The 13,930-nt window shown below is 33.7% G+C and carries 15 protein-coding genes; 7 read left to right on the forward strand and 8 right to left on the reverse strand.

What is annotated here, in order from left to right:
* Nucleotides 1-10 precede the first annotated feature (10 nt).
* The 4 genes from hxlA to ANASTE_RS02110 all read left to right on the forward strand — a co-directional run bounded on the left by hxlA (nt 11) and on the right by ANASTE_RS02110 (nt 3,271).
* Nucleotides 11-640, forward strand: a complete 630-nt coding sequence (hxlA, locus tag ANASTE_RS02095; RefSeq protein WP_007049245.1) for a 3-hexulose-6-phosphate synthase — start codon at nt 11-13, stop codon at nt 638-640.
* A gap of 57 nt (nt 641-697) precedes the next feature.
* On the forward strand, nt 698-1,588 hold the full coding sequence (locus ANASTE_RS02100) for a tyrosine-type recombinase/integrase (RefSeq protein WP_007049246.1): 891 nt from the start codon (nt 698-700) through the stop codon (nt 1,586-1,588).
* A 621-nt stretch (nt 1,589-2,209) separates the two neighbouring features.
* Entirely contained in the window at nt 2,210-2,653 is a 444-nt protein-coding gene (locus tag ANASTE_RS02105) for a hypothetical protein (RefSeq protein ID WP_039944615.1), read from the forward strand.
* 102 nt (nt 2,654-2,755) lie between these two features.
* A complete protein-coding gene (locus ANASTE_RS02110; RefSeq protein WP_007049248.1) occupies nt 2,756-3,271 on the forward strand; it encodes an InlB B-repeat-containing protein in 516 nt (171 codons plus the stop codon).
* Between the two features lie 42 nt (nt 3,272-3,313).
* Here ANASTE_RS02110 and ANASTE_RS02115 read toward each other — a convergent pair whose 3' ends face one another.
* From ANASTE_RS02115 to ANASTE_RS02125, 3 genes are all read right to left on the reverse strand, one after another.
* Nucleotides 3,314-5,458 (reverse strand): Tex family protein, encoded by a 2,145-nt coding sequence (locus ANASTE_RS02115; protein ID WP_007049249.1) that lies wholly within the window; start codon nt 5,456-5,458, stop codon nt 3,314-3,316.
* Between the two features lie 242 nt (nt 5,459-5,700).
* Complete coding sequence (locus tag ANASTE_RS02120; protein WP_007049250.1) at nt 5,701-6,042, reverse strand: branched-chain amino acid transporter permease; 342 nt, start codon at nt 6,040-6,042, stop codon at nt 5,701-5,703.
* Nucleotides 6,035-6,739 carry an AzlC family ABC transporter permease gene (locus ANASTE_RS02125; protein WP_007049251.1) on the reverse strand — a complete coding sequence of 235 codons (705 nt, stop codon included), beginning with the start codon at nt 6,737-6,739 and terminating at the stop codon, nt 6,035-6,037. The genes ANASTE_RS02120 and ANASTE_RS02125 overlap by 8 nt, the downstream gene beginning before the upstream one ends.
* Before the next feature lie 113 nt (nt 6,740-6,852).
* Between ANASTE_RS02125 and ANASTE_RS02130 the strand changes: the two genes are divergently transcribed.
* A complete protein-coding gene (locus ANASTE_RS02130; protein WP_007049252.1) occupies nt 6,853-7,914 on the forward strand; it encodes a tyrosine-type recombinase/integrase in 1,062 nt (353 codons plus the stop codon).
* Between the two features lie 184 nt (nt 7,915-8,098).
* On the opposite strand, the gene ANASTE_RS02135 is transcribed toward ANASTE_RS02130, so the two are convergent.
* Nucleotides 8,099-8,446: a LysM peptidoglycan-binding domain-containing protein gene (locus ANASTE_RS02135; protein ID WP_007049253.1), complete on the reverse strand. Its 348-nt coding sequence runs from the start codon at nt 8,444-8,446 to the stop codon at nt 8,099-8,101.
* 163 nt (nt 8,447-8,609) lie between these two features.
* On the opposite strand from ANASTE_RS02135, the gene lexA reads away from it, so the two are divergent.
* Nucleotides 8,610-9,251: a transcriptional repressor LexA gene (gene lexA, locus ANASTE_RS02140; protein ID WP_007049254.1), complete on the forward strand. Its 642-nt coding sequence runs from the start codon at nt 8,610-8,612 to the stop codon at nt 9,249-9,251.
* A gap of 207 nt (nt 9,252-9,458) precedes the next feature.
* Nucleotides 9,459-11,090 carry a Na/Pi cotransporter family protein gene (locus tag ANASTE_RS02145; protein ID WP_007049255.1) on the forward strand — a complete coding sequence of 544 codons (1,632 nt, stop codon included), beginning with the start codon at nt 9,459-9,461 and terminating at the stop codon, nt 11,088-11,090.
* Nucleotides 11,091-11,120: 30 nt separating this feature from the next.
* Here the strand turns inward: ANASTE_RS02145 and ANASTE_RS02150 are convergent, their stop codons facing one another.
* The 4 genes from ANASTE_RS02150 to spoVAC all read right to left on the reverse strand — a co-directional run bounded on the left by ANASTE_RS02150 (nt 11,121) and on the right by spoVAC (nt 13,915).
* Complete coding sequence (locus ANASTE_RS02150; protein ID WP_007049256.1) at nt 11,121-11,987, reverse strand: alpha/beta fold hydrolase; 867 nt, start codon at nt 11,985-11,987, stop codon at nt 11,121-11,123.
* A gap of 93 nt (nt 11,988-12,080) precedes the next feature.
* Nucleotides 12,081-12,437, reverse strand: a complete 357-nt coding sequence (gene spoVAE / locus ANASTE_RS02155) for a stage V sporulation protein AE (protein ID WP_007049257.1) — start codon at nt 12,435-12,437, stop codon at nt 12,081-12,083.
* Between the two features lie 11 nt (nt 12,438-12,448).
* Nucleotides 12,449-13,465 (reverse strand): stage V sporulation protein AD, encoded by a 1,017-nt coding sequence (gene spoVAD / locus ANASTE_RS02160; RefSeq protein ID WP_007049258.1) that lies wholly within the window; start codon nt 13,463-13,465, stop codon nt 12,449-12,451.
* Nucleotides 13,466-13,468: 3 nt separating this feature from the next.
* Nucleotides 13,469-13,915, reverse strand: coding sequence for a stage V sporulation protein AC (spoVAC, locus tag ANASTE_RS02165; protein ID WP_007049259.1), 447 nt, complete (start codon nt 13,913-13,915; stop codon nt 13,469-13,471).
* Nucleotides 13,916-13,930 lie beyond the last annotated feature (15 nt).

The following is a 13,930-nucleotide window of genomic DNA, read 5'->3' on the forward strand; positions in this document are numbered from 1 at the left end:
GGAGAATAAAATGAAACAATTACAAATTGCTTTTGATACCAAAAGCCTGGATGAATGTATTAAAATCGGTAAGGAATGTGAAGAATATCTGGATATAATCGAACTCGGTACACCTCTTGTATATAAATACGGAGCCGAAGGTATTACAAAGTTTAAAGAAGCTTTTCCCGATAAAAAAATATTAGCCGATTTTAAAATAATGGACGCCGGTGAATTTGAAACAAAAATCGCTTTAGATGCAGGTGCGGATATAGTAACAGTACTTGCCGCAGCGGATAATCAAACTATAGAAGACTCTTTAAAAGCTGTTAAAGAAGCAGGTAAAGAGCTGCTTGTAGATTTGATTTGCGTTCATGATTTCGAAGAAAGAGTATCTTACCTTGAAAAAATCGGTGTAGACTACATATGCGTACATACCGGATCAGACACTCAAAAATTGGGAGCAAATCCTCTTAAAGACTTAATAACCGTTAAGAAACTCGTTAAAAATACTAAAGTGAGTGTTGCAGGGGGAGTTAAGGTGGATACCGTAAAAAGTATCAGCGATGAAAATCCCGATGTGATAATTGTGGGCGGAGGACTTTATAATGCAGAAAATCCCGCTGAAACTGCTAAAAAGATGGTTGACATCATTAAATAGATAGTGTATACTTTACTTCAGTAAATAAATATTTAGTGAAGTAAATAGGGTAGTGGAATGAATAGTTTTGTAATAGAAGAGTATTTAAGTGATTTAAATATAAATGAGAATTCTAAAAAGGGGTATTTGTACGATTTAAATACCTTCTTTTTGTTTATCAAAGAAAGGAACTCTTTTGATGAATCATCTCATAATTTAGAAAGTGAATTAAATTTATTTAAAGGTCTTAATAATATCGATATGTATGCTTACATAAATTATTTGAAATCATCATTAAGTAATTCGGATAAGACGATCGCAAGAAAATTATCCGCGGTTAAAAATCTTTATAAGTATTTAAATAAAAAATATTCTTTTAATAATGAGATTATAACTTTTAAATTTAAATACGATAATACATCCTTCAATAATGAAGTCCTGAGTGATAAACAAATAAAAGAGTTGATAGAATATACCAAAAATAATGAACCGTTAAAAAATCAAATCATAATATTTTTGATCCTTTTTAACGGACTTACGGTTAAAGAACTAAAAAATATAAAAATCAAAGATATTTACGAAAATTCCATAGTTATCGACAGTAATGGTGAAAATGAAAGGATAATAAAAATAAATGACGCTCTGAGAGCCATTTTAAGCGACTTTTTAAATCCAGTCGACCAGTTGTACCTGTTAAAAGGACGTAATAATCAGCCCATTACCGAAAGACGAATACAAGAAGTTGTAAAGAACGCACTTTCTAAAATAGGTATAAATAAAAAAGGTATTTCAACAGGAATACTGAGGAATACGTCCGTAAAGATGATAAAGGAGTATAACTCTGCAGGATTTACGGATATAAAAAATTTTCTCGGTATCAAGACTGATAAACAAGTGGAGAAGTATTTGAAAGACTCTAATGAACTGAATGAACTCGATATGAATAAAAATCCCTTCAGTAAATTTTAAAATGATTTTTATATGAAAGAACTATATGATTTAATAAATTGGTAAAGATTTAATAAAAGAATTAAATACAATCAAGATAAAAGAGCTGAAGATAAATTATAAAGAGAAAGTTTAATTAAAATTATTTTAATTAATATTTAATTGGAAGTGTTTGATCAAAGGCTGATAAACAAAGGATTTGAGAAGATTATTATAATATCTTTAATTTAGGTATAAAATATGTTTAAGTTTATGCTAAAGTTGTCTTTAGCGGAAAGTTGGTTTATTATTAATATGGTATCGTATCTTATTCCCCTTATATTCAATAAACTTAAAAATAGTAAAAATACAAGTTTCCCCTTATTATTGAGATGATTTAAAATGAATTATAATGGTATATTTTTTTATTCATTATTATATATATTTCAAAAATATCAGCTCAAACAATAGAAATAAAAATCAAATACATTTTAATAATAGTATTGCTAAGAAATCATAATCATTAAGATTATTTTATTAAAAAATAAGTAAAAAAACTAATTAAAATTCTATATCCCCTGCCTTATAACAAATTAAATTGATTTAATATTAAAAATATTGTATGATTATATTATTAAATTAATATTTAAAGGGGGAAAAATAATGATATCAAAAAAGAAAGTACACATGCTTTTATTTACTGTAATGGCTTTATTTATATTAATCTCCGTTCCATCAATTTCCAAAGCGGCAGATGATGAGCATTTTATATTTTTAACATCTGAGGATCTTTCTGTAACCTACAGAACTGATAAAACAAAAGGAGTAAAGGGAGAAGAAGTAATTCTTACGGTAACTCCTTATCCCGGATATAAAATAAAGGATTTAGATACTAGACTTACTATAGTAGATAGTGAAAACAATTCTATACCTTTCACTAAAACAAGCGGTCCTGACAGTAACCTTGAAGAAAAATTTAAATTTATTATAGGTGATCATAATATAACAGTAACAGTTCCACATTCTGATCCTTGTTATGATTTAACTGTAGATCCCAATATTAAATTCGGGAAAGTGACATTAACGGAGTCAAAGCTATGTCTTTAGGAAATAGGACACATAAAAGTAATAAATGATCCGGAATATCATTTATCAGATATATATATTGAGTATACTAACGGAAATAAAGAATTTCCTGTTCTTAATAGGATGACAGGAACTTATGATTTTACTCAAAATAATCCAAAGCCGGGTATTGTGCATGCTAAATTTGAAAAAGATACTTATGAAATATATATTTCCCCCGATATAAAAGGAGGCACTATTACAGCGAATAGAAAATCCGCCGGAGTAGATGATATAGTAACTTTGACGGTAAAAGAAGATAAAGGATATAAACTTAAAAATATAAATATAAAAGGTGATGTCGTTGATCCGATAAAATTAACAAAAATCTCTGATTTGAAATATCAGTTTAAAATGCCAAGAAGCGGTATTTTTGTATCTGCTGATTTTAAAAAAGTATCTGATAATACTCCTATTGTGAAAAAAGGCGGAAACACCAAAAGCAGCGGAACGAAAATAACGGCAGCTAAAAAAACTACGGGTTCGGGGATTGTAAAGACAGGAGACGAAAACGGGGATATATTAAGTTTTTATGTGATTTTATCTTTACTTTCCATAACAGGTATTGCCTTTATATATAGATATAAAAGACAGCATTAAACAATATAAAAAAGACACAGATATTAAACTGTGTCTTTTTTATTACCTTATCATAGAAAGTGAAATCCTGTTTTTATCCTTATTTACATCCAGCACCGTCACTTCAACTATATCCCCTGTCTTTAATATATCGCTTGGATGTTTTATAAATGTATTTGAAATTTGAGATATATGAACAAGCCCGTCCTGATGTACTCCTATATCCACAAAAGCACCAAAGTCTACGACATTCCTAACGGTTCCTTTTAACTTCATACCCACAATCAAGTCTTCCATTTCCAAAACATCGCTTCTTAGTATCGGAGCGGGTATATCTTCTCTTGGGTCTCTGCCCGGTTTTATAAGCTCCTTTAAAATATCTTTTAGCGTAGGGATACCTATTTCACATTTTTCAGCTATCTCGCTTAAACCTATTTTTTTAGCTTCTTCTTCCAAATCAGATATGTTTTCTGTATTTACGTCTTTTAAAGTATGTCCAGTGAGTTCCAATACGTTTTTAGCCGCTTTATATGTTTCGGGATGTACTCCGGAATTATCCAAAGGATTTAAACTCTCTGCAACTCTTAAAAAGCCCGCACACTGTTCATAAGATTTTTTACCCAGTTTAGGAACTTTTAAAAGCTCTGAACGTTTATTGTAAATCCCATTTTCTTCTCTGTAAGCAACTATATTTTTAGCTACGGCACTGCTTATCCCCGCAACATATTCAAGAAGAGAAACAGAAGCTGTGTTTAAATCAACACCTACGCTGTTTACAACGCTTTCTACCACGCCTGTCAATGCTTCATTAAGTCTTGCCTTCGGCATATCGTGCTGATACTGTCCCACGCCTATGCTTTTAGGGTCTATTTTAACAAGTTCTGCAAGGGGATCCTGAAGCCTTCTTGCAATAGAAACTGCACTCCTTAGTGCTACATCGAAATCAGGGAATTCCTTTGCGGCAAGTTTGGAAGCTGAGTATACCGAAGCCCCTGCTTCGTTTACTATCATGTATTGAACGTCAGTTCCCTTTATCGTATCCGCCACAAATTTTTCAGATTCTCTTGAAGCCGTCCCGTTCCCTATAGATATTATCTCTACGTTATACTTAGCTATCAAAGCGTTTATTATCTTTTTCGCTTCTTCTGTTTTATTGTGAGGAGGTGTGGGGTATATAACGGTAGTATCCAGTACCTTTCCCGTCCAGTCCACGACTGCAATCTTACAACCCGTTCTGTAAGCAGGGTCTAAACCCAAAGTTACTTTATTTTTTACAGGAGGTTGCATCAAAAGCTGTCTTAAGTTAGTCGAAAAAGTCTTTATAGCCGATTCGTTGGCAGTATCCGTCAAATCATTCCTGATTTCCCTTTCTATGGAAGGAAATAATAATCTGTCAAAGGCATCGATACATGTATCTGTCATATATTTATATGCACTGTTTTTGTTATTCTTAATGACGTGCTTATGGATGATATAAAGAGCCTGCTCTTTATCTACGCTTATACCTACTTTTAAGAAGCCTTCCTTTTCACCTCGGTTAAGCGCCAGCACTTTATGTCCCGCAAGTTTTTTGATACCTTCGCTGAAATCATAATAAGTAGCATATACACTGTCTTCATCTTTAGTGTTTTTACTTGCTATCTTACCTCTTTGACGTATGAACTGTTTTAATTCTTTTCTTATACCCGCATCATCTGAAATGCTTTCCGCGATTATATCAAGAGCACCTTTTATTGCTTCTTCTTCGTTATTTACGCCATTTTCTTCATTGATATAATCTTTTGCAAGTTCGGTGATATCACCTAAATCCGTATTTTGAGAAATAATCAAATCAGATAAAGGTTCAAGCCCTTTTTCCTTTGCAATAGAAGCTCTGGTCTTTCTCTTAGGTTTATATGGTCTGTATAAGTCTTCTACTTCAGAAAGAGTTTTTGCATCGTTTATGGATTTCTCAAGTTCTCCTGTCAGCTTTTCCAAAGAAGCAATGGATTTCTTTACTTCCTCTTTTCTTTCATTTAAGTTGATCAAATAATTGAGTCTGTCCGTTATCTCCCTTAAAAGCTGATCGTCCATGGAACCTGTGAGTTCTTTACGATACCTTGCTATAAAAGGAACCGTATCCCCCTTGTTTAAGAGTTCAATAACATTTTCAATATGTTTTTTGTTTTGATTGAATTCACTTGCTAAAGTTTCGATTATCTGCTGCATTTCATACCTCTTTATTTAATAATACTGTTACTACACTAAATAAATATTTAGTGTAGTAAATATTTTAATTTTAAAATCATAATTTATAAATTTATTTTAAGGAAATATTAAAGCTTATTTTTATACTTTATATTTATTTTCTATTTTTTATCTTGTTTTAAGATGTAAATCTAACGTAAAAATTAATATTATTATAAACTTTATTTATGATTACTGCTTCCCTATTATATTTATATTATCTATTACACAAAAACTGCCTGAACCAATATCATATACACTATGGTAGAACCGAATATACTTATAAAGTTGTTCCGCTTCCAAATATGAAGTCCCACTGCCAAAAGTACTCCTATTATTTCGGGTATCCCGTAAGGATAGGCTATCAAAGACATATCCTTTAAGCAGTAAACCAAAAGCATTATCATCATAGCAGGAGGAAGGACTTTCCCCAAATATAATATGGTATCGCTCGGTTTCTTCCCTTTCCCCGAGAAAAGGACAAAAGGGACCGATCTTGTGATAAATGTAATTATACATATGATACCGATTGCCAAAAGACCTTGAATCAAAGTATATTTATTCATCCAGTATACCCTCCTTCTCTTCCCTTTTCTTATCCAGCAGAAGAAGTGTTATAATACCTATTATTGCGGGTATCATCATGTTGTCCGCACCGAAGATAATCAGAGATATTATACCGCATATTCCTCCGATAAACACTGGAGTCTTGTCTTTTAAATTCATCCACTGTTCTACGCACAATACGCAGAATAAGGCTATCATGGCAAATGAAACACCGTTAGTATTGATATTTATTATAGAGCCTATAGTTGCTCCCAGTATCGAGCCGATTATCCAGTAGCTTTGGTCCAGTATACTTATGTAAAAATAATAATTTTCTTTGTCATGTTTCACACTTTCCGGAACGGTGGAAGAAGTCAAAAGCGCATATGTTTCGTCAGTCAACGCAAATATCATATATAATTTTTTAAAAAAACTTATCCCTTTAAAAGTTTCTATTAAAGAAAGCCCGTAGACCATATGTCTGAAATTCACAAAAAAGCTCATTAGAGCAACACTTATAAGGCTCATACCGCCTTGAAACATTACGACTGCAAGATACTGAAGCGTACCCGCATATATGCTAAGGGACATTCCTCCCGCCCAAATAAAATTAAGACCAATGCTTTGTATCATCAGTCCGAATGCAAAACCAATGGATAGATATCCAAGAAGTACCGGCATAGTAACCTTAAATGCCTCTTTAAATGTCTTATTCATTCTACACCCCTAATACTATCAATTTATCAAACTTTTACCATTATACCACATAAAACTTTGAAATTTAAGAAGATTGTAATATAATTAGATATATTATTTGTCTAGGAGTTAACATGGCCGATTATACAAAAGAAGTCTCAAATAAACTTAATATAAAACTAAGAGAAGAAATAAAAGAGCTGCCGAGCTTTGCAAATGCTTTCTTCAGGGGTATCACAAACAATACTTCCATAAAGACAAGGATCGCATATGCTATGGATTTAAAGATATTTTTTGAATATCTAATAGAAAATCATCCCCTATTTACTCATTTAAAAGATATAAAAGACATTTCTCTAAGTGATTTGGATAATGTAAAAGCCGTTGACTTGGAAGACTTTACCGAATACCTTTCTTATTACACCAAGGAACATTATAAGAACGAAAACAGTAAGGTTCAGCTTTCGAATTCCAACAGAGGGAAAATGCGAAAGCTTTCGACTCTTCGTTCTTTCTATAAATACTATTTCAAGAAAGAAATGATCAAGACTAACCCGACTGTTTTGGTGGACTTGCCTAAAAATTACGAAAAGCCTATTATAAGGTTAGAACCGAACGAAGTGGCAAATCTTTTAGATGAAATAGAAAGCGGGAAAAGCCTGACCCCGGCTCAGCTCAAATATCATAATAAGACAAAAGTAAGAGACTTAGCAATCGTAACACTGCTTGTGGGTACGGGTATACGTATAAGCGAATGTGTGGGACTTAATGTGAACGATGTTGATTTTAACAATGACAGTTTTGTCGTTACCAGAAAAGGCGGGAACAAAACCATACTTTATATGCCTGAAGAAGTAAGAGAAGCACTTCTCAGATATTTAAGGGAAACGAGAGAGAATATCGATACGGAGGAAAGTGCTCTGTTTTTATCCCTTCAAAATAAAAGGATGACTCAAAGCAGTATACAAAAGATGTTGAAGAAATATACAAAGATAGTTGTTCCGCTAAAAAACATATCCCCTCATAAATTAAGAAGTACCTACGGAACAAATTTATATAAGGAAACGGGAGATATATATCTGGTTGCAGATGTTCTCGGTCATAAAGATGTAAATACGACAAAGAAACATTACGCAGCGATAGAAGAAGAGAGAAGAAAAATAGCGGCAAGAGTAACAAAGTTAAGAGATGATTAACCTAAAAAAGACCCGGATAAGGTCTTTTTTAGCGTTTACTATTGATTGATAATTTATATATTACCCATATATTAAAGAATATATGAGGAGTGGGTTAATTTATTCGAACAAAACCGAAGCTTAATAAACATATGTTTACATCAAATGTTCGAGTGCTAAATTAAAAAAAAATAAAATATTAAATTTAATAAGGAAGTAAAATCCTTTGACCTACTTCAATAGATTGATTTTCATCTATATCGTTAAGCTTACCTATTTCATAGATAGTCTGTCTTACGTCTGTCCCGTCGTCCGTTATATCTTTGGCTATATCCCATAAAGTATCGTTAGCTTGAACCGTGTATACAGGGTAAGTATCCTGATGTAAAGTCTTTGCTTTAGCGGAATAAAAAAATGTAGGAACACTTATAAGAACAGCCAAAATCAAAGCGGAAATCATTATTCTTTTCTTTCTTCTTAAAGCTCTTTTTCTTTTTGCTCTTTCGATTCTTTTTTGTTTGTTTCTATATACATTGTATTCATAATTTGTCATTTTCTTGTCCCCCTTATCGAAATAAGAACTTTTGTTCGTTATTATTATAGCAAACGTTCGTTCTATTTGTCAATATATTTAGAACAAATTTTTGAAAAAGTTAGAACATAAGTTTGACATTAACGGAAATATATGTATAATATAATCATAGGAGGTTAATGTTATGTATAACGATTTAACAAAAATTCAAATTAAAATATTAGATTTTATTAAAGCTGAATTAAAGGATAAGGGTTATCCCCCTTCAGTAAGAGAAATTGGTTCAAATGTAGGTTTAACATCGACCTCATCTGTTCATAATCAATTAAACAACTTAGAAAAAAAAGGTTACATAAAAAGAGGAGTATCAAAGCAAAGAGCTATAGAAGTAGTCGGATTTTCTCCTTTCACCAAAGATGAAAATCAAGTTGATGAAGTAAGCCTCGTAGATGACGTAATAAACGTACCTATTATCGGTAATGTTGCGGCAGGTTATCCTATACTTGCAGAGGAAAACGTTGAGGATACCTATCCCCTTCCAAGTTCTTTTGTAGGGAAAAAGGAATGTTTCATGCTTCACGTCAAAGGTGACAGTATGATAAATGCAGGTATACTAAACGGAGATTTGGTTATAGTAAAAAAACAAAATACCGCAAACGACCATGATATTGTCGTTGCTCTGATCGATGATGAAGCAACGGTAAAGACTTTCTTCAAAGAACAAAACAGAGTCAGACTTCAGCCTGAAAATCCGGTTTATGACCCTATTTATTCCACGGATTTAAAAATCCTCGGTAAAGTGATCGGGGTAATGAGAATGCTTTAATAACCTTTTTATATAAAGTGAAACACCTGCTTTAGGTGTTTTTTTATTAAGTAAATGTAAATATAATGTAAAATAATAGTAAATTATCGGTAAAAATAATCTTGATTATCGTCTTTTTTTGTCGTATACTTTAAATAAATAATATTTAAGTTAGTAATTAATTCGTATTCATATATATAATATTTTAAAATTTAGGGGTATAAGCATATGACATTTACTAATATTCTTACGTTATGCGGGGGCCTCGGGTTCTTTTTATTTGGGATGAAATACATGGGCGACGGCTTGGAACTTGCGGCCGGAGCAAGAATGAAAAAACTCCTGGAGGCACTTACCCGTAACCCTGTCATGGGCTTTCTTGTAGGTCTTGTAGTAACTGCGGTAATTCAGTCTTCTTCCGCTACGACCGTTATGGTAATGGGCTTTATAAACGCAGGGATGATGACACTGAACCAGGCTGTTGGGATAATTATCGGTGCAAACGTAGGTACGACTGTCACAAGTATAATCATTGCACTTGATATTTCGGCAATAGCGCCTGTATGCATTTTCATCGGAGCAATGCTTCTTTTATTTGCAAAGAAACAAAATAAAAAGCATATAGGACAGATTATACTCGGTTTTGGTATACTATTTCAGGGATTGAGTACAATGAGCGGAGCAATGGTAAGTCTAAGGACATATCAGCCGTTTATCGACTTCATAAGCAGTGCGAACTCCCCTATTATCGGAGTATTTGTAGGAACCATACTTTGTGCTATACTACAGTCTTCTTCGGCAGCCGTAGGTGTACTTCAGGCTTTGGCTCTTCAAGGTTTGATGCCTGCCGATTTTGCTATATATTTAGTATGCGGCGTTAATATCGGTTCTGCGGCACCTCCCCTTTTATCTGCGATAAATGCTAAGACAAATGCAAAAAGAGCTTCTTTTATATATCTTATATATAACTTGTTCGGAGCAATACTGTTTGTTCCGATAGGGATGTTCACTCCTTTTGCGGACTTTGTTGTCGGTACGTTTGCGGCTCCTGTAGCTCAGGTAGCAATGATACATATCATATTCAAACTCGTTACGGCGGTAGTTCTTCTTCCGTTTACCAACACAATAGTTAATCTGTCATATAAAATAATACCGGACAGAGAACATTCAAGTAACCTAAGATTTTACTATTTAGACCCTCAAATCGTAACCAATTCGGCTTCACTATTGGTGCAAATCATAAGTGAAATAAAGAGGATGGCTGATATCTCAAAAGACAGTCTTTTTATAGCCGGGAATGATTTTATATACTCAAAATCTACAGACAGAGAGCATATAAAAGAAAATGAGGAACTGGTTAATTGGCTGAGTGAGCATTTGACGGAATTCTTCATTAAAATAAACTCCATGGAGCTTCAAGGTAAAGACTCTGAGCACTTATCCAGGATATTCTACGTTATAAACGATATAAAAAGAATAAATGACCATGCAGTGAATTTGATGGAAAAAAGCGAAGAAGCAGTAAAAAAAGAAGTTAGATTTTCTGATAATGCGAGAAAAGAATTAAAAGCTCTTTTAGATAATGATTTGGAACTTCTTGATAAAGCAGTCGAGTCGTTTACCAATCAGGAAATAAGCGAAGATGAACAAGTTGAATTATACAGTATAGAAGAAGAAATAGATAAGCTTACTCTCAAAGCTCAGGAAAATCACGTTTTAAGACTCAGAGAAGGCAGATGCGGAGTATCTACGGGAATGCTTTACATTCAGTCTTTAACGGATTTTGAACGTGTCGGTGACCATGCCTATAATATCGCATGCGCCGCAAGACAAGACAGTGAAGTATTAAGAACGATATAAATTTAAAGGATACCTTAAAGGTATCCTTTTTTATAATTCTTTCAAAAAATCAATTATCATTTGCTTTTCTTTGTTTGTCAGTATATGCATATGTCCCCTGCCTCTCAGTTCATATGTCCTGACGTTTGGGATTATTTCTTTGGCTCTTTTTATCACTCTTTTTGCGGGAAAAAGACAGTCATACTCTCCCGCTAAAACAAATGCGGGGGCTTTGAATTTATTCATCCTATTTTTATCTGTATTGCTAGGCATTGCCACTTTTGTTTTTACATTGTCAAAACTGTCTTTTAATATATCTTTCGTATCTTCATCTATTATATCTTCTCCGTTTGTCATATACATAGCTGTCTTTATTATAAAATCTTCATTCTTTGTAATGATATATTTAATTAAAGGTATCATCATTTTTGCACTGCTTATGGGAAAGGCATTATTTATTCCCGACGGAACTTCCAATACACATCTTTCCACCTTCTCGGGGCTTATACACATCAATTTAGCAAGTACTCCTCCGCCGAAAGAACCTCCGTAACACATTATATTTCTAAATCCAATTTTATCTATTACTTCACTTGCCCATTTCCCGTAAGAATATCCCCTCGAAGATAAGCTTATTTCGTCGCTCTTTCCGGGATGACCTATTATATCTACTGCATAAATATCAAAATCATCAAGCAGGAATTTACATAAAAGCAAATTATAAGCAGTTGTGGAATTACCTCCGTGAAATACCAATAATGGTTTCCCTGCTTTATTGCCCGTCCTTATTAAATGTGTTCTACCAAATGAAGTATCGACATAAATATCTTCATAAGGAGCTCCTATTTTTTTTAGCTGTCTGTCGTACAATTCAAGGCATTTCTTCTTGCCTTCTTTGGTTTTATATATGCTTTTCATTTTAACTGTCCCTTATTAAACTAAACTCATTATAACACCTTTTGTATTAAATAGCATTAAAAAAGAGACATCTCAGCCGATATCTCTTTTATTTTATTTCTTGGTTTTAGGAGAAAATATGACCGCAAATACATATCCGAATATTATTGCGGCAGCAATTCCGCCTCCCGTTGCAGTAAGGGGACCCGTCAAAACGCCAAGAAGCCCGTCCTGTTTGACCGCAAATATGGTTCCTTTGACAAGGCTGTATCCAAATCCCGTAAGAGGGACCGTGGCACCCGCCTGACCGAATTTTACTATAGGTTCATACAACCCAAGAGCAGTCAAAATTACTCCCGCAACAATATATATTACCAATATCTGTCCGGAAACCAGTGTAGTGTTATCCATTATGATTTGAGCAATCAAACATAGTATCCCTCCGGTTATAAATACATATAAATAATCCATTATTATCTCCTTTATTTAGAATTCTCGATTGTTACAGCATGTGCTATACAAGGTATATTTTCCTTTTGTCCTGTTGAAACGGGACTTAGTAAGGCTCCTGTAGCCACAAATAAAATCTTATTTAATTCCTTATTTTTAAGCTTGTTGTAGAAGTAGCTCGTAAATACCGTAGAACTGCAGCCTGCACCGCTTCCTCCGCACATAACATCTTGATTTATGATGTCATAAACGAGCATGCCGCAGTCTTTATATCTGTTTTCTATATTCAAACCTTTTTTCCTTAAGAAATCTTTTGTGATATTATATCCGACTTCCCCAAGGTCTCCCGTAACGATAAGGTCATAATCTTCTACGTTTACATCCAGATCCTCAAGATGTGTCATAATAGTGTCACATGCGGCTATAGCCATTGCACTTCCCATATCATTGGGGTCGCTTTGTTCGAAATCCATGACTTTACCTATAGTCATATGAGTAACGAAAGGTCCTTCCAGACAGCTTTTTTCCAAAATCATTGCCCCTGAACCCGTTACGGTCCTTTGTGCACTGGGAGGAGACTGTGTACCAAGCTCCAAAGGGAACCTGTATTGTCTTTCTGCGGTAGAAAAATGACTCGCCGTACTTATTACAGCTCTGTTTATAAAATCTCCGTCAAGAAGGACTGCGGCAGCCTGAATGGCTTCCACAAAAGTGGAACAAGCATTATAAAGTCCCCAGTATGGGATCTTAAGGTCTCTTGCAGTTAAATTAGTAGTAATGATTTGATTCAGTAAATCCCCGCCGATATAAATATCTATATCAGTTTCATTCAGTTGATTTGCTTCAAGTAAAGATAATATATTTTTAAGACACATTTGATGTTCCGCTTTTTCAAATGAATCCTGTCCAAGTAAATCATCCTCAAATGTTTCATGAAAATAACTTTTTAAAGGTCCCTGACTTTCGATTGGTCCTGCTATAGACCTTGTGTCTCTTATACATATCCTTTTTTCAAATTTATAAGTTTGTCTTCCTATTTTTTTTCTCATCTCTTACCTCGTTAAAATAAAATATATCAGTCCGACTACAGAGCTTGAAGTAACTCCGAACACTATTACAGGTCCCGCAATCTTAAACATATTTGCCGCCATACCGAAAATATATCCTTCTTTTTGGAATTCCATTGCACTGGATACGATACTGTTTGCAAATCCCGTAATCGGAACGATAGAACCTGCTCCGGCTTTTTTACCGATATTGTCGTATAGTCCGAGTCCCGTTAACAACGAACCTAAAAAGACCATTGCGATAGATGTCATGTTTGCGGCTTCAAGCATTGAAAAGCCTCTTCTCGAAAAGAAGTTATTGATAAACTGACCTATCATGCAAATGATACCTCCCACAATAAAAGACATATATAAATGACTTTTATTTGGCGTGGGTTTATTTTTCTTAACGACTTCTTTATAATCTTTGATATTTTGCTTATTTGATTCCATATATAAACTCCTAAA

The organism is Anaerofustis stercorihominis DSM 17244 (assembly GCF_000154825.1).
Taxonomy (GTDB): Bacteria; Bacillota; Clostridia; order Eubacteriales; family Anaerofustaceae; genus Anaerofustis; species Anaerofustis stercorihominis.